General features: G+C 37.1%; 18 protein-coding genes. 8 read left to right on the top strand and 10 right to left on the bottom strand.

Annotated elements, in window-relative coordinates; all coding sequences use genetic code 11:
• The first annotated feature begins 33 nt into the window (after positions 1-33).
• Positions 34-1,662: a DUF5597 domain-containing protein gene (locus IRZ80_RS03585; protein WP_228520792.1), complete on the top strand. Its 1,629-nt coding sequence runs from the start codon at positions 34-36 to the stop codon at positions 1,660-1,662.
• A gap of 297 nt (positions 1,663-1,959) precedes the next feature.
• Here the strand turns inward: IRZ80_RS03585 and IRZ80_RS03590 are convergent, their stop codons facing one another.
• From IRZ80_RS03590 to IRZ80_RS03630, 9 genes are all read right to left on the bottom strand, one after another.
• The gene (locus IRZ80_RS03590) at positions 1,960-2,940 is read right to left on the bottom strand and encodes a glycoside hydrolase family 3 C-terminal domain-containing protein (protein ID WP_194640193.1); all 981 of its coding nucleotides are present in this window, start codon (positions 2,938-2,940) and stop codon (positions 1,960-1,962) included.
• Positions 2,895-4,583 (bottom strand): glycoside hydrolase family 3 protein, encoded by a 1,689-nt coding sequence (locus tag IRZ80_RS03595; RefSeq protein WP_194640194.1) that lies wholly within the window; start codon positions 4,581-4,583, stop codon positions 2,895-2,897. Before IRZ80_RS03595 ends, IRZ80_RS03590 begins: the two co-directional genes overlap by 46 nt.
• 189 nt (positions 4,584-4,772) lie before the next feature.
• Positions 4,773-6,077, bottom strand: a complete 1,305-nt coding sequence (gene fucP, locus IRZ80_RS03600; RefSeq protein ID WP_194640195.1) for an L-fucose:H+ symporter permease — start codon at positions 6,075-6,077, stop codon at positions 4,773-4,775.
• A 24-nt stretch (positions 6,078-6,101) separates the two neighbouring features.
• Positions 6,102-6,542: a MaoC/PaaZ C-terminal domain-containing protein gene (locus IRZ80_RS03605; protein ID WP_194640196.1), complete on the bottom strand. Its 441-nt coding sequence runs from the start codon at positions 6,540-6,542 to the stop codon at positions 6,102-6,104.
• A gap of 150 nt (positions 6,543-6,692) precedes the next feature.
• Positions 6,693-7,760 carry a Gfo/Idh/MocA family protein gene (locus IRZ80_RS03610; RefSeq protein WP_194640197.1) on the bottom strand — a complete coding sequence of 356 codons (1,068 nt, stop codon included), beginning with the start codon at positions 7,758-7,760 and terminating at the stop codon, positions 6,693-6,695.
• Between the two features lie 2 nt (positions 7,761-7,762).
• Positions 7,763-8,986 (bottom strand): extracellular solute-binding protein, encoded by a 1,224-nt coding sequence (locus IRZ80_RS03615; protein WP_194640198.1) that lies wholly within the window; start codon positions 8,984-8,986, stop codon positions 7,763-7,765.
• A 2-nt stretch (positions 8,987-8,988) separates the two neighbouring features.
• Positions 8,989-10,125, bottom strand: coding sequence for a CaiB/BaiF CoA transferase family protein (locus IRZ80_RS03620; protein WP_194640199.1), 1,137 nt, complete (start codon positions 10,123-10,125; stop codon positions 8,989-8,991).
• An 88-nt stretch (positions 10,126-10,213) separates the two neighbouring features.
• Positions 10,214-11,356 (bottom strand): CaiB/BaiF CoA transferase family protein, encoded by a 1,143-nt coding sequence (locus IRZ80_RS03625; RefSeq protein ID WP_194640200.1) that lies wholly within the window; start codon positions 11,354-11,356, stop codon positions 10,214-10,216.
• A 4-nt stretch (positions 11,357-11,360) separates the two neighbouring features.
• Positions 11,361-12,500: an ABC transporter substrate-binding protein gene (locus IRZ80_RS03630; protein WP_194640201.1), complete on the bottom strand. Its 1,140-nt coding sequence runs from the start codon at positions 12,498-12,500 to the stop codon at positions 11,361-11,363.
• Positions 12,501-12,694: 194 nt separating this feature from the next.
• On the opposite strand from IRZ80_RS03630, the gene IRZ80_RS03635 reads away from it, so the two are divergent.
• From IRZ80_RS03635 to IRZ80_RS03660, 6 genes are all read left to right on the top strand, one after another.
• Positions 12,695-13,936, top strand: coding sequence for a glycoside hydrolase family 105 protein (locus tag IRZ80_RS03635; protein WP_194640202.1), 1,242 nt, complete (start codon positions 12,695-12,697; stop codon positions 13,934-13,936).
• A gap of 17 nt (positions 13,937-13,953) precedes the next feature.
• A complete protein-coding gene (locus tag IRZ80_RS03640) occupies positions 13,954-14,718 on the top strand; it encodes an SDR family NAD(P)-dependent oxidoreductase (RefSeq protein ID WP_194640203.1) in 765 nt (254 codons plus the stop codon).
• Positions 14,719-14,856: 138 nt separating this feature from the next.
• Positions 14,857-15,711 carry a fumarylacetoacetate hydrolase family protein gene (locus IRZ80_RS03645; RefSeq protein WP_194640204.1) on the top strand — a complete coding sequence of 285 codons (855 nt, stop codon included), beginning with the start codon at positions 14,857-14,859 and terminating at the stop codon, positions 15,709-15,711.
• A gap of 51 nt (positions 15,712-15,762) precedes the next feature.
• Entirely contained in the window at positions 15,763-16,776 is a 1,014-nt protein-coding gene (locus IRZ80_RS03650; RefSeq protein WP_194640205.1) for a zinc-binding alcohol dehydrogenase family protein, read from the top strand.
• Between the two features lie 189 nt (positions 16,777-16,965).
• Positions 16,966-17,763 (top strand): SDR family oxidoreductase, encoded by a 798-nt coding sequence (locus IRZ80_RS03655; RefSeq protein ID WP_194640206.1) that lies wholly within the window; start codon positions 16,966-16,968, stop codon positions 17,761-17,763.
• A gap of 5 nt (positions 17,764-17,768) precedes the next feature.
• Positions 17,769-18,605: an amidohydrolase family protein gene (locus tag IRZ80_RS03660; RefSeq protein WP_194640207.1), complete on the top strand. Its 837-nt coding sequence runs from the start codon at positions 17,769-17,771 to the stop codon at positions 18,603-18,605.
• 144 nt (positions 18,606-18,749) lie between these two features.
• Here IRZ80_RS03660 and IRZ80_RS03665 read toward each other — a convergent pair whose 3' ends face one another.
• On the bottom strand, positions 18,750-19,691 hold the full coding sequence (locus IRZ80_RS03665) for a helix-turn-helix domain-containing protein (RefSeq protein WP_194640208.1): 942 nt from the start codon (positions 19,689-19,691) through the stop codon (positions 18,750-18,752).
• Positions 19,692-19,943: 252 nt separating this feature from the next.
• On the opposite strand from IRZ80_RS03665, the gene IRZ80_RS03670 reads away from it, so the two are divergent.
• On the top strand, positions 19,944-22,448 hold the full coding sequence (locus IRZ80_RS03670; RefSeq protein ID WP_194640209.1) for an L-rhamnose mutarotase: 2,505 nt from the start codon (positions 19,944-19,946) through the stop codon (positions 22,446-22,448).
• Positions 22,449-22,523 lie beyond the last annotated feature (75 nt).

Below are 22,523 nucleotides of genomic sequence, written 5' to 3' on the forward strand. Positions count from 1 at the left end.
GTTTTTTTAATTCTTAATATTAAAATAAAAAGGATGTTTAATTTTATAAACTGCAGATTTCTTTTACCCGCATTATTGTGTATACAGCTGGGATTCTGTCAAAATTCAATACCAAGTCTTCAGAAAAAAGGCAATAAAACACAATTAATAGTCAACGGAAAGCCTTTCATTATAAGAGGCGGCGAGTTAGGAAATTCCTCCGCTACTAGTATGGAGAGTATGGAACCAATCTGGCCAAAACTTACTGATATGAATCTTAATACTGTTCTGATGCCTATTTATTGGGAACTTATTGAAGAGGAGGAAGGGAAGTTTGATTTTTCCTTAGTCGATGATCTGATTCTAAAAGCCAGAAAAGAGAATCTAAAACTGGTTTTTCTTTGGTTCGGATCATGGAAAAACAGTATGTCGAGCCATGCTCCGGCTTGGATAAAGTTAAATCAGAAAAAATATCCGAGAATCAAAGATGACAAAAATAAAAGCCATGAAATCTTAACGCCGTTTAGTGAAAATAATTTGAAAGCAGATTTGAATGCTTTTCAAAAATTAATGGCTCACATAAAAGATTTTGATCAGAAAGATCATACTGTCATAATGATTCAGGTGGAGAATGAAATCGGAATGCTGCCAACAGCAAGAGATTATCATCCATTGGCAAACGAAGCTTTCAAAAAAGAAGTACCCAAAGAATTGTTGCAGTACATGCAAAAGAACAAAGAAAAACTGGTGCCTGAGTTTTTTGAATTATGGAAAAAAAATGGTTTTAAAACCTCTGGAAACTGGGAAGATGTTTTTGGAAAAGGACTGCAGACAGATGAAATTTTTATGGCTTGGTTTTTTGCAAAATTCACTAATGCTGTAGCCAAAGCAGGAAAAGACAGTTACGGAATTCCAATGTATGTAAATGCTGCCCTGAATGCTCCTGGAAAAAAACCGGGCGAATATCCAAGTGCCGGTCCGCTCCCGCATGTAATGGATGTTTGGAAAGCAGCAGGAAATGCAATTGATCTTTTGGCTCCAGATTTTTACAATCCTTCTTTCAAACAGTGGAATGATTTATTTACCCGTCAGGGAGATCCTTTATTTATACCAGAGCATAAGTTTGATACAACTGCACCATTTAAAGGATTGTATGCAATAGGTCATTATGAAGCTATTGGTTTTTCTCCGTTTTCTATTGAATCAGTTGAAGATGGTAAAAAAGAACCTTTGAGCAAAATATATGATCTGGTGAAACAATTGACTCCAGTTATTGAGCAATATAAAGGATTGGGCAAGATTGACGGTGTACTTTTGGACAAAGAAAATGCTTCACAGATTATTACACTAGGAAATTATGAGTTTACTTTTAAACACGATTATACTTTAAATTGGTCTGATGGTGCCAAAGAAAATGTTTGGCCAATGTCCAGTGCGATTATCATTGAAACTGCACCAGACGAATTTTATATAGCCGGTTCCGGGATTGTGGTGACTTTTAAACCGTTAAAAAATAGTGATTTAAATGCTGGAATTTTAAAAGTTGACCAAGGCCGATTTGATGAGAACGTTTGGAGAACAATCCGTCATTTTAATGGTGACCAGACGCATCAGGGAAGGCATCTTAGGATTTCTGTTGGTGATTATGAAATTCAAAAATTAAAATTATATACTTACGAATAGTTGAATTTCGGTAGAAGACAATAATATAAAGCCTGATGCGATTGATTTTATTATAAATAATTTATAATCAATATATTAATTATTTATATTATAATCGAACTCAGGTTATAAGAAAAAATATTCTGTAATAAGCGAAAGATCTTTCTGCCCAGGATAGCAGCGGAAAGCCCGCAAGGGAAGAGCCCTTAAAAAAACAAAACCCAAAAGAGCGACCAGCGGAAGCTCCTTTTGGGTTTATGTTTTTTTGGGCGATGACCGCGGACTTGAAGCGGATAGCCTGAATTGGCAGCCTGATGATTATTTAATAGTTACTGCACTTTTAATTAGTCCGCTGCTTGATAGGTTATGTTCGTCAGGCTGATGACCGCCTACAGCAATTTCGATTTTGCCGTTAAGCTGCTGTAGTTTGCCTTCAGCAGTAACATACGATAAATCCTGCGGAGTTAAAGTAAAAGTTATTGTTTTGCTTTGTCCCGGATTAAGAGAAACTCTTTCAAAACCTTTCAGGGCTTTAATAGCGGTTTTTATTTTTTTGCTTTGCTCAAGGACATATAATTGTGCTACTTCTTCACCTGAAAATTTGCCAGTATTTGTAATAGTTACCGATACTGATACATTTTTGTTTTTTTCAGCTTGAACAGGTATTTTTAATTTGCTGTATTTAAAGGAGGTGTAGCTCAGTCCGAATCCAAAACCATATTGCGGCACACCTTTGAAATATCTATAGGTTCGGTTTTCCATATTATAGTCATTGAAAGATGCCAAGTCGCTGTCTCCTCTGTAGAATGTGACAGGCAGACGGCCGGATGGATTATAATCGCCAAATAAAATATCTGCGACTGCGGTTCCAGCTGACTGGCCTCCATACCACGCATTTAAAATTGCAGGAATGTTTTCGGACTCCCATGGTGCAGCGATCGCACTGCCAGTCATCATAACAAATATTACAGGCTTGCCAGTTGATTTTAGGGCTTTCATCAATTCCGTCTGTACAGTTGGCAGCTGTATTGAGGTACGGTCGCCACCGTCAAATCCTGGGTCGCTTACTTTCATTTCTTCGCCTTCAAGCTGTGGAGAAATTCCTCCTGTAAAAATAAAGGCATCAGCATCTTTAAAGCGGTCAGCAAGCTGATTATAATCCGTTTTAACATAACTGCCCGCATTCATTTTAATATACGCGCTTCCTTCGCCCTGCCAGTATTCTACAGCTAAGGTATAATGGGAGTCTTTTTTTACTGCAAGTTCATAGGTTTTTGCTCCCCAGCGGTTTTTTCCCATGAATCAATAACAACTGTGCCGTTTACAATAAATCGGAAGCCTTCATCACCTTGGAGTTCAAAAGTTATATTACCGTCTTTTTCAGCTTTAAAATCGGCAGTATATCTGGCTGAGAAATTATTGGCTCTTATTGTGCTGGTTACTGCTTGACCTTCCTGCCAGATATTGTCTACTTTGGTTTCTCTGGTTACTATCGGAGTGCCTTCAAGGTCTTTGTTATTGTAATATTCGGCTTTAAATCCCTGTTTCCCTTCATAAGAATACTGCTGGGATAAATCCTGATATTGCAAAAGATTGTTATTGGTGAAGCTGACTGCTTTTTCATAAACAACTTCGGTAGCTGTGCCAACTTTGTCTTTTATGCCCTGCAGAACCGTTTTCAGCGTAGAAGGCGTACCATTGTAATTGCCCAAAATGGCTATATCATTATCCGCATTTGGCCCAAGGACAACAATTTTTTTCAGTTTTTTACTGAGAGGAAGGGTTTGTTTTTCATTCTTTAGCAGTACCATTGACTGCTGTGCCATTTTTAAAGCATGTGCAGCATGTTCTTTGCTTTCGAGAACATTATCAGGGGTTTGTGCGTATTTAACCATTGAAATTGGATCAAACATTCCTAGACGGAAACGCACCATAAATAAACGTTTAACCGAAACATCTATCTGAGCCTCAGTAATTTTACCTTGTTTTACGGCCTGCACTAGTGCTTTGTATGCATCGGTACCACAATCGATATCTGTTCCGTGAAATACAGCATCTGCCGATGCTGATGCAGCGTCAGGATGTGTTTTATGATTCTTAAAAAAGTCGTCGATTGCCCAGCAGTCGGAGGTTACGTAGCCGTCAAATTTCCATTGGTTTCTTAGGATATCGGTCATCAATATATCGCTGGCACAGCAGGGCTGCGTTCTGAAAGCATTGTAAGCACACATAACGCCGACAACACGAGATTCTGTTATTAATTTTTGAAAAGCTGGAAGATAGGTATCCCACAGATCGTAGGCACTTACATTTACATCAAAGACATGTCTAAGCGGTTCAGGACCGCTATGTACCGCATAATGTTTGGCGCAGGCTGCAGCTTTAATATACTTTGGATCATCACCCTGCAGTCCTCGTACAAAGGCATCACCCAGCATGGCAGTAAGATATGGATCTTCTCCATAAGTTTCCTGTCCGCGTCCCCAGCGCGGGTCACGGAAAATATTAATGTTTGGTGTCCAGTAGGTGAGTCCCAAGTACCGCTCATTTGTACGGCCGGATGCAACCGCTTTGTTGTAAATGGCTCGGCCCTCGGCTGCAGAATAGTCGGCCATGGTAAACAATGAATTTTTATCAAATGTTGCTGCCATGGCGATGGCTTGCGGATAAACAGTCACTTTAAAAGGTGTTCGGGCTACTCCATGCAGTGTTTCGTTCCACCAGTCATAAGCCGGTATTCCCAAACGTTCTATAGCAGGTGAGGAGTTAAGCATTTGTGATACTTTTTCTTCAAGAGTGAGATGAGAGACTAAATCATTTACCCGTTCTTCAAAGGTTAAATTATAATCTTGAAAACGATATTGATTCTGCGCATTACAATTGAACGTACCGTAGACGGTAATACTAACAAATAGTATTTTAAAAAGAATGTTTATTTTCATCGTAAAGTTTTTTAAACTGAAAGGAGTATAATCTAATGTTAAAACATCATAAATGGAATACTATTTCTTTAACCCAATTCATGATGTTTCGGCTAAGATATAAAAAACAACCGATTGTTTTAAAAATAAAAAAAAGATAGTATTGGATATTACTTCAATACTATCTTTTTTATAAAACGAAAAAATACTTTATGAAATACTGTTCTTTACTTTATGTCCAAATACACCAAAATAAAGAATAATGACAAAACAAACCAGCGGAATAATATAACCCGCCTGAATATCGTCATGTTTCATATCGATTAAAGTTCCCATAGAGTAAGGAAGTATTGCCCCGCCGACAATGGACATTACTAACCAAGATGAACCAGTTTCGGTATTGGATTTCAAGCCAACTAATCCCAGCGAGAAAATTGTCGGGAACATAATTGACATGAAAAAACCTAATCCGCCTAAAGCATAGATAACGTAAATACCTGATCCGTAAATAGCTACGATACAAAGTAAAACGCTGATGACACAGTAGATAGAAAGCAGTACATAATCTTTAACGAATTTTAAAAAGAAGGTTCCAATAAAGCGGCCAGCCATAAACAGGAAGCCATAAATTCCGAGGTAGTAACCAGCTGTTTTTTCATCTAATCCGGCACCTTGCTGTGCAATTCTGATGAAAAAACTAGTAATACAAACCTGTGCGCCTACATAAAAGAATTGTGCCACAACTGCCCAGCTTAAATGAGAGAATTTCAAAACAGAAAAAAATCCAGGTTTGATTTCAGCCTCTGTATGAGTTGGTTTCATCGATGGTAAATGCATAAAATAGAATAATATTGCCACCAATAGTAATACGCTTCCCAGAATGATATAAGGCAGTTTTACAGCCGAAGCTTCTTCCAGTAAATAAGCTGCTTTTGTGGCATCCGGCATAGCTGCCATCTGCTCTGCAGTATGTGTTTTTCCTGAAAGAATGAACATCGAACCCACAATTGGAGCGATCATAGCTGCCAAACCGTTAAAAGAGGCTGCTAAATTTAGTCTTTTTGATGACGATTCTGCTGGACCTAAAATGGCAGCATAGGGATTGGCACTGGTTTCTAGAATTGTAAGGCCACACCCAATTACAAATAAGGCAAATAAAAATAACTCATATGTTCTAGTATTTGCTGCAGGTACAAAAAGGAAAGCACCGCTGGCGAAAACCAAAAGTCCAATGATAATACTGTTTTTATATCCAAATCGTTTAATCAGCATTCCCGCTGGAATTGCCATAATAAAATAAGCAAAAAACACTGAGGTATCGATCAATGTAGACTGGCGGTTATTTAATTCACAGGCTTTTTTCAGGTGCGGAATTAAAATAGAATCTAGATTGTGAGCCATTCCCCAAAGGAAAAATAAGCTGGTAATTAAAATAAAAGGCAGTAAATATTTAGTCCCTGCTCCTTGTTCTGTTGGGACTTCATGATGGTCGCCAGTTTGGTTGGTTATTTGCATAATTTATAGTTATAGGTTAGTTAATTATTTCTTTTTTACTAATAATAGATGGTCGCATACTAATACGACTTCACCTCGCTGGTTGATGATTTCTACGTGCTCGGTAACAGTTCCCATTTCAGGCTTTTTGGCTTCTCCTTTTTCAGAAATGGTAATTTCCGAATGAATGGTATCGCCAATATGAACTGGTTTTACAAACCGCATACGGTCATATCCTTTAGAAAAAGCTTCTGGATTTATTTCTGATGCTGTAAGTCCGATTCCAATGCTGAAAACCATTGTCCCGTGGGCAATCCGCTGTCCAAAAGGCTGTGTTTTACACCATTCCTCATCCATATGATGCGGAAAAAAATCGCCAGTATGTCCCGCGTGAACCACAAAATCAGTTTCAGTAATTGTTCTGCCTAATGTAACTCTTTTATCATTAAGCTGATAATCTTCAAAAAATGTTGATTTGAAATACATATTTTTTTAGTTTTTTTACCATGTAAGTCATATAAGTTTATTTGATTTTAAGGCCTATATCTTTTTTAACTTATGAATAAGTTAAAAAAGAGGTTCATTTAATTTCTTGGTTCTTATATGACTTATATGTTTAAAATTTTTAAATTGTTTTTATAATTTATCTAGTGAGACCGCTCCTCTTTCATTACTGATGTAACAGGCCTCTACCACTTTCATAGTGCCTAAAACATCCTGCACGCTGGTGTGCAGAACAGCATCAGAACCTTCTTTAAAACGCATCAGATTTGACATCGTGCCAATGAAAGCCTCTGGAAACCAGGAACCTTCCAGTTCCTTTTTTTGCCATTCATAGGAACCTTCTTCAGTCTGCAGGGCATACTCAAATTCATCAGGCATACCATCAGGATAATTCATTAATAAACCCATTTTAGCCTTAATGGCACCTTTGGTTCCTTCCCATTTGATGTAGCTTTCTTCATGTTTTGGTCCAAAATGATGATCGTGATTGGTATTAATCACCACACGCATCGAATCGCCGTAATCCAAAATAATCGAAGAACGGCAGGAGGATAATTTCTTCAAAGGATGATTCGCTGTTTTGGCATAAACGCCCTTTGGATTTCCCATAAAAGAGCGAATGCAATCGATATAGTGAACACTGTGAAAAAGAATTTCCAATCTTGGATGCTCCTTAATCAGCGGAAACAATTCCCATGGCGTATTCACCGTTACTTTTACTTCAAGATCATACAGATCTCCAATAATTCCCTGATTGATCATGTATCGGGCAGCGCTGATATAAGAAGCAAACCGCAGCTGAAAATTAATAGCAGCTACTAATTTTTTTCTTTCGCATACTGCCACAATTTCTTTGGCCTGCGCCAAATCATTTCCCATAGGTTTTTGAATCAGCACGGCGGCACCATCTGGCAATTGTTCTAATATTTCGATGTATTGATCAGGAAGGACAGTAATGTCATAAACAGCGTTTGATGGAGCATTTTTTACAGCTTCGGCTACGTTTTCAAAAACATGCGTAATGGCAAACTGTTCAGCCATATCCTGTGCTTTCGAAAGTGTTCTGTTTGTAATGCCAAAAACACTGAAACCAGCCATTTTATAAGCGGGCAGATGGGCATCTTTTACAATACCGCTTGCACCAATAATGATTATGGGCTGTACTGTTTCTGGCAATAAGGGTTTATAAGGTATATCCATGATTAGTATAATTTTTGGATTGATTTTTGAGTGTCTTTTAAAAGCTGTTCTGATGGAACACTGCTGTCAATAGCCTTGAGTACCATTTGGTCAATCAATTCGGCTACTTTGGGCCAAATCGGTGTCTGCGGTAACGTTAAAGCATTTTCATGAAGCATTTCTAATTTATGATAAAACGGAATTGTGGTATTGATTTCAGAATCATTCCAGGTTGATTTTCGGCATCCGATTCCGCCTTCATTGGTCAGTAATTTATCACTTTCGGGGCTAGTAGCAAACCGCAGAAAATCGTACGCCAGTTTTTGGTGTCTGCTTCCTGAACCAATTGTATACAGCCAATATACATTCAAAGAAGCTGTTTTGTGATTTGAATTGTGTGGTAATTCGGTAATATCTACTTTCCCTTTCACGTTTGATTCTTCAATTACTTCGCACATTGAGGCAAATCCAAACCAATTAATAGACATTGCTGCTTCTCCTTTGGCGAAAGCCAAACCAGCTTCTACCGAACCAAATTTTTTCGTTTTTGGATGAACGGCTTTGGGGTTATTGATTATTTTTCTGTAAAAATCCAAAGCTTCGATGGCTTCAGGACGTTGGATGTCGATTTGGTTTTGTGCATTTAGTAAAGAACCTCCGCGTGTCCATAACTGCAGGCAGAAATCGAATACCATATTATGCCCATCAGGAAAATTGGCAAACACACTTCCGTATAAATTCTGCTCAGGACGGTTGAAAAACTCGGCAATCTGGCTGAATTGTTCCCAAGTGCCGGGAGGGTTTAACTCGTAACCGTATTGTTTTTTGAATTTTTCTTTTTCGATTGTATTTTCAAATAAATCTTTTCTAAAAATCAGACATTCCGGACCGTCATGAAAAGGAAGTCCATAAGTTCTGTCATTGATCTGCTGTAAATGTAACAGCGACTGATGCCAGCCTTCCGGGAAATTCTGTGGTGCATTTTGGGCGATTAATGGATTTAAATCCAGTACTGCTTTTTCATTGACAGCATCAAAAATCCAGTCTGTGTTAAGATGAGCAATATCCCAAGTTCCTTTTTTTAGTCCCTTTTTGCTGATTGTTTCGGTATATAAATCATGTAATTCTAACGGAATCATTTCAGCTTCCATTTCAATATTATTTTCGATACAGAACAAATCCCACAGTTTTTGCAATGTACTTTCAAAAGGATCAAATTTCCTGACAGCGATTCTTAACTTTTCCATTATTAAGCTATAAATTCTTTAATAATCCGTTCGTTATCCTGTCCTAATTTTGGGGAACCTTTAACTGATGTGAAAATTTCTCCATCAATTTTAATTGGGCATCGGGTTGTTTTGTAAGTATAGCTGTCTGTCATTTCGACTTTCTGCGTGAAATTTAAAACACGGAATCCTTCTTCGGCAAAAAGCTGTTTGTAGTTCAGTACTTTGGCACACCAAATATCGGCAGGTTCTAAAATATCCAGCCAAAACTGAGTTTCCTGAGTTTGTAAATGCGTGGCGAGTATGTTCTTGATTTCGTCACGTAATCCAAATTTATTTTCAGGGAACTGCAGTAATTCATCACATTTTAAAAGAGATGCTAAAACTGGGATTGATCCCATTGCCAAAGCTAAATAACCATTTTGTGTTTTGTAAATTCCGTAGGGCGCACCCAGATATGCGTGTGCATTGTTGGATTTTGTACGAACAGGCAGTTCACCGCCGTCGTTAAAATATGTCGTAATGGTTTCAAACTGGAAATCAAAAGCCGATTCCAGCATGCTTACTTGAACTTTTGCTCCGATACCGTGAGTTGCTTTTCTATATAAAGCGGCCAAAATTCCTTGTGCCAAATGCGCTCCTGCAAGCATATCCACTATTGATAATCCCATTGGTACCGGACCGTCTTCCTGATTACCGCTCAGCCAGGTTAATGCAGTCAATGATTGCAGTAATAAATCCTGTCCCGGTAAATCTTTTAAATCCGATTTAGTACCATAGCCCGAAATTTCGGCATAGATAATATTGGGATTGATTGCTGTAACATCGTCATAACTCAAGCCAACACGTTCCATCACGCCGGGTCTGAAATTGTGCATAACAACATCAGCTTTGGCTAGCAGTTTTTTTAATTTTTCAAGTTCATTCGGCTCTTTGAAATCAATGGCAAATGATTCTTTGTTTCTGTTGATGGTATGAAAAACGGAAGATTCCCCATTCATAATCAAGTCAGAAGTATATAAGGTTCTGCAGATGTCTCCAGTTCCCGGTTTTTCAATTTTTATCACACGAGCACCCAGATCGGCCAATCGTAAACTCGCTGAAGGCCCGGAAAGAAACTGGCTGAAATCTACTATTAAATAATCTTCTAATGGTTTCATTTTTTGTTTAATCGTTTTTGATTGTTTAACTGTTTAATCGTTTATTTGTTTAACTGTTTGTGATAAAACGATTAAACAAATAAACGGTTCAACGAATAAACTCTTCATGTATCACAGTATTGTCTTCACCCACTTTTGGTGCTGCTTTCGGGCTGGCCAAAATTTCTCCATCCAATTGAATAGGGCTTCTGGTAGTAATCAAGGTTTCTCCAGCAGCATTTTTAACCGTTTGTTTTAATTGTAATTCTTTCACAAAAGGCTGGCTGTCCAACTCTTCGTAATTGAGAACTTTGCCACACCAGATTCCTTCTTTTTGAAGTAAATTCAGCCAATAATCAGCTGTTTGAGTCAGCAGTTTTTCAGTTATTATTTCTCTGATTTCATCTCTTTGTGAGAACCATAAATGTTTATCGGAATATTTATTTAAATCGATTCCTAACGTATTTCCAATGAAAAGTAAATCACCCATGGCCAATGAAATGTATCCTTCCTGAGTGGGATAAACTCCATAAGGCGCACTTAGAAAGGCGTGGGCACTTCCTTTAACATCGCCTCTTTGCGGCTGCTGTCCTCCGTCATTTAAGTAGGAAGTAATGGCTTCAAACTGAACATCTAAAATCGATTCCAGCAGGCTGACTTCTACTAAAACTCCTTTTCCGGTTTTGGCTCTTTTGAGTAATGCGGCCAAAATACCCTGAACAAAATGATTGCCGCACATTAAATCGGCGACAGCGAGACCAAATGGAACAGGCCCTTGGCTTTTTCGGCCGCTTAACCAGCTCAGTCCGGAAAGTGACTGCAGCAGTAAATCCTGTCCCGGTTTATTTGCCCATGGACCTTTGTCTCCGTAACCTGTTATTGTTCCATAAATTATTTTTGGATTAATGGTTAACGCTTCCGCAAAAGTTAAACCTATTTTATCCATAACACCCGGCCTGAAATTATGGGTCATAATATCGGCTTTGGCGATTAGTTTTTTTACTAAAATTAAATCTTCAGGGTTTTTAAGGTCGGCTGCAAATGATTCTTTGTTTCTATTGATGGTATGAAAAAGCAGACTGCTGTCATCCACAAAAAGGTCTTTAATGCTCAGCTGACGGCAAGCTTCGCCTTTTACCGGACGCTCGATTTTAATAATTCTCGCGCCTAAATCAGCCAATTTTAAGCCCGCAGAAGGCCCTGCCAAAAACTGGCAGAATTCCAATACAACTAATCCTTCTAATGGTCTCATGCTGTTATAAGTTTAATGACTTGATGTAAAGCGCATCCATTGCTGCTAAAACGGCTTCTTCATCACCGCCGTTAATCAGATAATCACGAACCACATCGCCCGCATGATCCTGAAAATACATGTGTCCCGAATATCTAGGTCTTAAAAAAGCTCTTTCCAAAGCAGGCAGTGTATTTTTGAAATAATCGTGAGTTATCCCATTGATTCGGTCATTTTTCCAAGCCTGAAGATGTCCCGGCTGTCCGCCATTGTCTGCAAAAATATTCTGCTGTACGTGTGATGATCCTGTGAATTCTGCATATTTTACCGCTTCAGGAATGTGTTTGCTGAAAGAAGAAACTGCGAGTCCTGTTCCGCCTAAAGAGCTAATCATTGGCTGGTCATTCAATTTTACTAAATCATAAAAATGAAGTAAGTTTTTGCTGTAACCAATTCTTGAATAATTAGAATAGCCGTAAGCAAAAGGGCAGTAGGCAATTTCATCGGAGTTGACCATTGCTTCATACACCTGAATCGGGTTTCGGTTAAAGTTTGCCGGATCCATTAACTGTGCCAGTTCGCGATGCATCTGCAGGGCTTTTTTTCCTGTTTCAATCGAAATTACTTTTTCCTGCGACTGAAAAGGGGCTTCACCCAGACTGCAGCAAAAAGAATAGAACGTCATTAACGAATCTACCGGAATTCCTGCAAAAGCAATCAGTCCTTTTTTGGCCAGAGCCAATAACTCATCATATGTCTGCGGTACATTTAAACCGTTTTTTTCTAAAATATCCAATCGTGCTGCAGCTACCGGAGTGGCAGCGTCAATTGGCAGTGCCCATAATTTATTGCTAAAAATGTAACTTCCGTAAGAACGTCCTACAGTATTGATTTCCTGGTCTTTTATATATTCTGGAGAAAGATAGTCGGACAAAGGAAGAATAGCATTGGTATGTGCTCCAAAACCTGTCCAGGGATGGTCGATAACTAACAAATCAAATCTTTTTGCTAAATCTTCAATAGAAGCATCTGCAAATTCCTGTAAGCTTCTTTTTTCCCAGCTGATTTCAATATCAGGATTAAGTTCTGTAAAACGCTGCGCTGTGGCAACCATAGGTAAAAGTCCTCTTGTATGATTCCAAGTTATGCCTTTAAGTTTTGTCATTTTTTATGATAAATTGTTTGTTTTTTGGCTAAAAAATAATAAATGTAAAAATTACAATTACAAATGTATAAATTATGTTTGGAATATTGATATTTAAAATTACATTTGTGTAATCGATTACAATTTATTTGTTTTTTGTGTAAAAAAAATCAGCAAAAACTAAAGAATTCATAATAATCTTATTTGTAACAAAGATGAATAATTCATTAAAAATCATTTTTTTTGTAAGGACAAGTGTGATGCTTGCTTTGTTAGTGTTTAGCGGCCACATTATGGCTCAAAAAACCGAAATCGAAGCAGTTTCAGGAAAACAGAAAAATGAAATTTCGGATAAACTGAAATGGTCTGAAAGAATGGCTTTGACACTGATGAACCGCCATCCGCAGTCCTATATGATAGACGATGCAAAAAATCCGCATTGGGATTATGTACACGGATTGGTTTTGTATGCTTTTGAAGAATTGAATAAGCAGAAAAAGGAACCAAAATATGCTGCCTATATAAAAGGTTATGCAGATGATTTAATTGATGGAGAAGGAAATATCAAAACGTATGAGCCGGATACCTATAATATTGATAATATAACTGCAGGAAGATTACTGTTTGATTTGTATAAGAAGACAAACGATAAGCGATATTTAACCGCAATGCAGACTTTACGCAGGCAGTTAGAAAATCAGCCAAGAACAGCAAGCGGGGGATTTTGGCATAAAAAAATATATCCAAACCAAATGTGGCTGGACGGATTATATATGGGAGAACCATTTTATGCTCAGTATACTGCAGTTTTTGAAAATGGAAAATTCTTTGACGACATAGCCAAACAATTTGAATTAATCCAAATGCACGCCACTGATAAAAAAACAGGATTGCTTTACCATGCCTGGGACGAAAGCAAAGCCATGCCATGGGCGAATAAAGAGACTGGTGTTTCGCCAAATTTTTGGTCAAGATCTATTGGCTGGTATGTGATGGCCTTGGTTGACGTTTTGGATTATTTACCCAAAGAGCATCCGAAAAGAAAAGAATTAATTGCTTATTTAAATGCTGTTTCAAATGCATTGATTAAATTTCAGGACAAAAAATCGGGTATGTGGTATCAGGTAACTGACATGGGAAGCAGAAAAGGTAATTATTTAGAATCTTCTGGTACTGCTATGTTTGCTTATGCTTTTGCAAAAGGAGTGAACAAAGGCTACCTGCCTAAAAAATTCAAAAACTTTGCCAATAAAGCATTTGACGGATTGACTTCACAATCGATAATAATTGACTCTAAAGGCGAAGTAGAATTGACTAATGCCTGTGCTGTAGCAGGTTTGGGCGGTAATCCTTATCGCGATGGTTCGTACGAATATTATATTAACGAAAGAAAGAAAAATAATGACCCGAAAGCGACAGGGCCTTTTATTTTGGCAGCTTTAGAATTGAATAGATAAAATTAAAATTTGAATATATGTTTTCATTACAAAATAAAAAAGCAGTAGTAACAGGAGGAGGCAGCGGTATTGGGAGAGCCATAGCTGCGCTGTTTGCTAAACAGGGAGCCGAGGTTCATATTATCGATTTAACAATCGAAAGTGCTCAGGAGGCTGTTGATGATATTAAACAATTGGGCGGAAAAGTATTTTCTTATGCCTGTAATGTAGCCAATCAAAAAGAAGTTACCGATACATTTGAAAAAATAGGAAACTTCAATATTTTGGTTAATAATGCCGGAATTGCGCACGTTGGAAAAGTTGATACGACACCAGAAGCCGATTTCGACCGAGTGATGAATGTAAATGTAAAAGGAGTTTATAATTGTCTGTACGCAGCAATTCCGCAATTTAGACTGTCAGGCGGCGGTGTAATTTTGAATATGGCTTCAATTGCTGCATGGGTTGGTATACCTGACCGTTTTGCATACTCAACTGCAAAAGGAGCTGTAATGGCTATGACTCTGTCGGTTGCGAGAGATTATATCAATGAAGGCATCCGCTGTAATTCGATTTCTCCTGCGAGAGTTCACACGCCTTTTGTTGATGGTTTTATCAATAAAAATTATCCGGGAAAAGAAGCTGAAATTTTCGAAAAATTATCAAAATCCCAGCCAATCGGAAGAATGGGCAAACCAGATGAAGTTGCAGCTTTAGCACTGTATTTGTGCAGTGACGAAGCAGGTTTTATTACTGGTTCAGATTACCCTATTGACGGAGGATTTATCAAATTAAATAATTAAAAGAAGCTGCTAAGCTTCTAAGATACTTAGCATTTGAGGAAATCAGGAACTTAAAAAATACAACTTACTAAATTTGCCGAGATGAAAAACTTAGCAGCTTAGTAACTTAACAACTCAGTAACTTAAAAAAAAAAGAAAATGAAATTAATACGTTTTGGAGCTGTAGGAAAAGAAAAGCCAGGAGTTATTATTGGAGAGAAACGATATGATGTATCTTCAATTGTTTCAGATTTTAATGAAGCTTTTTTTGATGAAAACGGTTTAGAAAAATTAAAAAAAGCATTGGAAAGCAATCCGGTTTTGCCAGAAGTGAGTGCCGATGTACGTTTGGGTTCTCCAGTAGCGAGACCTTCAAAAATAATCTGTATTGGATTGAATTATGTGGATCACTGTCATGAAACAGGTGCGCCGATTCCAGCAGAACCAATTATCTTTTTCAAATCAACGACTTCTTTATGCGGTCCAAATGATGATTTGATTATCCCAAAAAACAGTGAAAAAACAGACTGGGAAATCGAATTGGCATTTGTTGTAGGCAAAAAAGCAAGTTATGTAGAAGAAGCAGAAGCTTTGGATTATGTAGCAGGTTATGCTTTACTAAACGATTACAGCGAAAGAGCTTTTCAGATAGAAATGGGCGGACAATGGGCAAAAGGAAAAGGATGCGATACGTTTGCGCCTCTTGGGCCATTCCTTGCTACTCAGGATGAAATTGCCGATGTAAATAATATTCCGATGTGGTTAACTGTAAATGGTAAAAAATTCCAGGACAGCAATACATTGAACTTAGTTTTCAAAATTCCATTTTTAGTACATTATCTAAGCCAGTTTATGACTTTAATGCCTGGTGATATCATTAGTACAGGAACGCCTCCTGGAGTTGGATTAGGAATCAAGCCAGATCCAATTTATATCAAGCCCGGTGATGTTATTGAGTTAGGCATGGAAGGTTTAGGATCCAGCAGACAGGTAGCAAAAGCATATAGTAAATAATATAAACTTAGGAGTTGTTTATCCAATTTCTAAAAAAATAATTCTAATAAAATGAAATATATTGTTTGCGAAAAACCGAAAGAGTTTCTGCTGAAAGAGAAACCAATGCCGGAACCTAAAGAAGGAGAAGTTCTTTTGAAAATTAAAAGAATAGGGGTCTGCGGAACCGATATACATGCTTTTGGAGGAACACAGCCTTATTTTGAATATCCAAGAATTTTAGGCCACGAATTGGCAGCAGAATATATAAAAGGAAATGCAAAAGGTTTTGAACCGGGAGACAAAGTAACTTTTATTCCTTATTTCAGCTGCGGAAAATGCGTTGCCTGCAGAAACGGTTTAACAAACTGCTGTGCAAATATCAAAGTTTTTGGTGTGCATATAGATGGCGGAATGGCAGAATATGTGACTGTTCCTGAACAGTATCTCCTTCACGGACAAGGTTTGGATTATGATGAACTGGCTTTGATAGAACCGCTTGCCATTGCAGCACACGGCGTTCGCAGGGCAGCTGTAAAAGCAACCGATACTGTTTTAGTAATGGGAGCAGGACCAATCGGATTAGGATTGATCCAGTTTGCAAAAATTGCCGGGGCTAAAGTGATTGTTCTGGATATTAATGAATACCGCCTTAATTTTTGTAAAGAAGCGCTTCAGGCTGATGAAACTATAAACCCGCTGCACGATGATGTTGCTGCAAAATTAGCAGAACTGACCAATGGTGATATGGCCAATGTGGTGATTGATGCGACCGGAAATCAAAAAGTGATGAACAGTGCTTTCAATTACATTTCCCATGGCGGCCGATTTGTTTTGGTGGGACTTCAAAAAGGAGAACTGAGTTTCAGTCATCCTGATTTCCATAAAAGAGAATCTACTTTGATGAGCAGCCGAAATGCGACCATCGAAGATTTTGAATATGTAATGCAATGCCTGAAAGAAGGTAAAATCGACCCTAAAAAATACATCACTCACCGTGCTGATTTTACAGACATGATTGGTGAATTTGAAAAATGGATTGATCCCAAAAACAATACTATTAAAGCAATAATTGAGATAAAATAAGATTAAGCTTTAAACACATAGAAACATAGATTTTTTCTTTTTTGAGAGAGAATTGAAAGAAACTAGTTTCTCACACATAGCTATGCGTTTGTATGCAAGTGAAACGCCTTTTTGTATGTTTCTAAAGCTATGTTTCTATGTGGTTAAAAATATTTATAGCTATTGAAAACCATAAATAAATAGAAAAAAATGGATTTAAATTTAAAAGGAAAAATCATAGTAGTATCAGGTTCCGCCGGAAAAGAAGGCAGTATTGGTGAAACCATCATCAACCGCCTTGCTGATGAAGGTGCTATTCCGGTTCTTGTAGACAGAAACAGCAGAGGTTTTGGTTATGCCGAAGCTTTGCAGCAAAAAGGAATTGATTCTTTATTTGTGCAGACGGATGTTACCAATCCTGAGGCGATGGAAAATGCAGTAAAAAAGATTGCCGAAAAATACGGTAGAATTGATGCTGTTATCAATAATGTAGGAGTTAACGACGGAGCAGGATTAGATGCTACTTATGAAGAATTTATGGATTCTTTAAAATTGAATGTAGTGAGTTACTTCCTGCTGGTAAAATTTGCGCTTCCTTATTTGAAAGAATCAAAAGGAAATATTCTGAATATTGGTTCAAAAGTAGCTTTGACAGGACAGGGCGGTACTTCCGGTTATGCTGCCGCAAAAGGAGGGGTACTTGGATTAACCAGAGAATGGGCTGTAGATTTGATTCAGTTTGGTATTCGTTCCAATGCGATAATTATAGCTGAATGTTACACACCAGCATACGAAGACTGGATCAAAACGGTACCAGATGGTGAAGCAGTTTTGAAAAAAATCAATAAAAGTATACCATTTGAGGGAAGAATGACTAAAACTGAAGAAATCGCCGATGCAGTTTTGTTTACTATTTCCGATCGTTCTTCTCACACTACAGGACAGTTTGTTTTTGTTGAAGGCGGTTATGTGCATTTGGATCGTGCTTTAATTAGCGATGTAAATTAATAAGGATGAACAAACGAATTGATTCTCATCAGCATTTTTGGAAATTCGATCCCATTAGAGACAGCTGGATTGATGATTCGATGCAGAAAATTCAAAGGGATTTTCTGCCGGAAGATTTACTGCCTTTGCTGACCGAAAATAAATTTCAGGGCTGTGTAGCTGTTGAAGCACATCAATCGGAAGAACAGACTAATTTTTTAGCGGATCTGGCTTCTAAAAAAGATTTTATTAAAGGTATTGTCGGCTGGGCAGATTTACGGGATAAAAACGTAAGTGAAAGATTAAACCATTTTTCAAATAATAAAATCATCAAAGGTTTCCGTCACGTAGTACAGGCCGAAGCTGATGATTTTATGCTGCGAAATGATTTCAGAAATGGAATCGCTGCATTAAAGGAATTTGATTTTACTTATGATATTCTAATTTTTCATCGGCAGTTACCGGCCGCAATCGATTTGGTAAAACGTTTTCCGGAACAAAAATTTGTCATCGATCATATTGCAAAACCGAATATCAAATCGGGCGAAATTGCTTCTTGGGAAAAAGATATCAAAGAGATTGCAAAATTTGATAATGTAAGCTGTAAAGTTTCTGGAATGGTTACAGAAGCCGATTGGAACAATTGGAAATCACAGGATTTAAAACCTTATCTAGATGTGATTTTTGAAAATTTTTCGACAGATAAATTGATGTTCGGTTCTGATTGGCCGGTTTGTAATGTGGCAGCGGATTATGCAGCAGTAGTAAATACTTTAGAAGATTATATCGCTCAATTTTCCATTCAGGAGCAGAATAAGATTTGGTTTGAAAACGCAGAGGCATTTTATAAATTGGAAATCTAAATAAAAATATTGGTGATAAATTGAATAATCAGATGATTGATGTCTTATAAATTATTTAAAATCAGCAGTAAAAATATAAGTCATATTAGTAAGATTCATAAACTTATATGACTTATATGTTTTAAAAAAAGTATCAGTTATGATTTAATTGTCTTTAATTTCTTGATTTCTATAACGGCCTGGAGTGGTTCCCGTTCTTTGCAAAAAAGAAGAAGTAAAATGCTGTAACGATGAAAAACCGCAGGAATAAGCAATATCCGACATCGATTTATTTTTAGGATTTAAGATTAGTTCAATAGCTTTTTCGATTTTTAGATTAATGATGTAGCTGTTTGGAGGATATCCGGTTAATCTTTTTACTTCATAGGTAAATTTTGTTTTTCCCATTCCAAATTTATGCGCCAGATCGTCAATATTCCATTTTTTGCTGATGTCATCAGAGACGGTTTTAGTGAATTTTTCTATAAAATTGGTTTCTTCATCAGTTTTCAGGACCATGCTCGAAAGCTGTCTGTATAAATCGATTAGTAAATTCTCTAAAATATTACCGACCATAATTTCAAAACCTTCTTCCTGATTGGCCAGCTCCCTGCGAATTTCAGTGAAATATTTTTCAAAGGTTTTGGCTTTTTCTACAACCACATTTCTGTTGTCAGCAATCAAATCACCTAGCTTTTCCTGAATGCTTTTGGATAATTTTGACCAGTTTCCTAAGTTTAATTTCTTTTTTTGATTGTATTCCAAAGGTTTTAATATAATCCAGTCGATATATCCAATATCCATTTTGCCGCTTGGGCTACCGTTCCAGTGCCAAGGCGCCGTTACAGATAAATTGCCTGGCAATAGCTCTATTTGATTACCTTCAACAACCCAATCGTATTTTCCGCTGGTTACAAAATGAATTTCAATTCCGTCATTCAAGTGTGGCCGCATATTTTCGTCCATCTGCACTTTGGTAAAGCGCATACTGCCGAATTGTTTGATGAAAGGTATATTGATTAATGGCCCAGGATTTTTTTCATGCCACCAGACTCCAGAATTTCCAGCGCTATTTTTTTGGATGCTGTTTGAATTTAAATTATCCATAATTTTTAGTTAAGTCAATTAGTTATTTTTCAATGGCTAAATTAGAAAATTTTTATAGAATTGTTCGTTGTTTAAAAATAACACGGAATAATTATATAAATATTACTTTTAACATTTCAATGATTATTTATAATATAAAATTTAATATTCATAAAAATAGATTCCTATTTAAATAGGATTAATAAATAAAAAGGCGAATATCTTACATTTTTAAGATTTAAGATAGTCACCAAATTAAAATTAAAAGGTAAAATGATTTTAAAGCAAAAAAATAGACTTTTTTTGGTTTTTTTCCTGATTGGAATGATGTTTACTGCCAATGCTGCCGAAATTTGGGTGTCAGCTTCAGGTAAGGATAGTAACATTGGAACAAAAGATAGTCCGCTGGCAACTGTACATATGGCCGTAAGAAAAGCCAGAGAATTACGCCGATTAAAAGATGCTTCCATAAAAGATGGTATCCATATTATAATTATGGATGGAACCTATAATTTGAATGAACCTTTATTTATAAGACCCGAGGATTCAGGAACTGCCGAGAGTCCAACTACAATTGAAGCAGCTGCCAATGCAAAACCTATTTTTAGCGGTGGATTTGAAATCAAAAATTGGAAAAAATCTGCAATCGCTATAAACGGCTTAAAAGCAGGAACAGTTTGGGTAGCTGATGCGCCTAAGCAGGCAGGAGAAATATTGAATTACAGACAGCTTTGGGTAAATGATATAAAAGCTGTTAGAGCCAAAAGCACTGCTGGAAACAAAATGGACCGCATTCTCTCTTGGAATGCTGCATCAGAAACCTGCTGGATTCCTTTCAAGGACAAATCGGTTAAGTTCGAGCCTGGTATGGAAATCTTTATTGTGCAATGGTGGGCTATCGCCAATCTGAGAATCAAAAATATCGAAATACGAAAAGACAGCGCCAGACTTTCATTTGAAAAACCTGAAAGCCGTATTCAGAGTGAGCACCCTTGGCCAGCACCTTGGATTTCTAAAAATAATGGAAACTCTGCATTCTATTTAAACAACGGAATGTCAATGTTGAACGAAGCTGGAGAATGGTATTTGGATAGAAAAAATGCCAAGATTTATTACATTCCAAGAACAGGCGAAAATATGGTTTCTGCAAAAGTTACGGTGCCAGTTTTAGAAAATTTGGTAGAGATAAAAGGAACTATAGATTCACCGGTAAGTTATTTTAAATTTAAAGGAATTTCATTTCAATACAGCAATTGGCTGCGTCCGTCACAACAAGGGCATGTTCCTTTGCAGGCGGGAATGTATTTGCTGGATGCCTATAAATTGAAAGCACCTGGAACACCAAATCAGGCAAATTTAGAAAATCAGGCTTGGGTTGGGAGACCAAGAGCGGCAGTTGAGGTTAATTACACTAATAATATAGTGTTTGAAGACTGTAGTTTTGAGCATTTGTCTTCTACAGGGTTGGATTTTAATAAGGGAACGAATCACAATCGAGTGCAGGGAAATCTTTTCAAGGACATTGGTGGAAACGGAATGAGCTTGGGTGTTTTTTCTGAAGAGTCTTTTGAAGCGCATTTACCATTAAATATAAAAGATGAAAGAGAAGTTTGTTCAGATGAACTGATTGCTGATAATATGATTACCAATGTGGCCAATGAAGATTGGGGATGTCTTGGAATTGCTGCAGGTTTTGTCAAAAATCTGACTATCGAGCATAATGAAATTTCGGATGTAGCCTACAGCGGTATTTCGATGGGCTGGGGCTGGACGCATACTGCAAATGTGATGCGAAACAATAAAATTATTGGGAATAAAATTCATCATTATGCCAAACATTTGCACGATGTAGCAGGAATTTATACACTTTCTTCTCAAGCAGACAGCCGAATTGAAGAGAATTATATAGACAAAGTATATTTTAGTCCTTATGCACACGATCCATTCCTGTGGCTGTACATGTACACGGATGAAGGTTCACAGTATTTTACAATACAAAACAACTGGATACCAATTCAGAAAATATTAAAAAATAATAATGGTCCCGAAGGGAATATTTGGAAAGACAATTATGCATTTGTAAATCCAAAAATTAAGGAAAATGCAGGAATCAGAAAGCCTTATGCTGATTTAGACAAAGAGGTTGTTGTGGATGAAGCTTGGGGCTTGCAGGAAATGCCAAAAGCTGTGGTGATTGAATTAGTTGGAACTGATTTGGATGTAGAAAAAATCAAATCAACCATAAAAGGCTTCCGAATTGTAGGTGAAGAATTGTACCAATGGCAAAATCATTTGGTGATTTACGGACTAATGAATCAGCCGGAAAGAGTGAAAAAGAAACTGGCTTTGGCTTTCCCAAAATTAGAAATAAAGGTATACGAAAATCCTGTTTATGATTTCCAGAAATTCGAAAGATGCAAGGATTCAAATCCTGTATCAGAATGGGAAAATATAATTTTGACAGCTAATTTGGTTGATGATCCCAAAATGCAAAAAGAATATGTTGATTATCACGCCACTCAATTTGAAAAGTGGCCTGAAATTGCAAAAGGTTTTTGTAATGCCGATTTTCAGCAGTTACAGGTTTTCAAAAATGGAAGACAATTAATGCTGATTATCAGTATTCCGAAAGGAGAAAGCTTGGATAAACTGAACCCAAAAACAACCGAAAATAATCCCCGTGTCAACGATTGGAATAATTTGATGAAAAAATATCAAACAGGAATTGAAGGTGCAAAACCTGATGAAACGTGGATTTTTTTGAATAAAATAAAATAAAAATCAAGCCACGAATTAACGAATTAAAACAAATGTTTTCTGGATATAATTTCACAAATAGAATTAGTGAGATTT

Origin of the sequence: Flavobacterium sp. HJJ (assembly GCF_015351475.1) — a bacterium.
Classification (GTDB): domain Bacteria; phylum Bacteroidota; class Bacteroidia; order Flavobacteriales; family Flavobacteriaceae; genus Flavobacterium; species Flavobacterium marginilacus.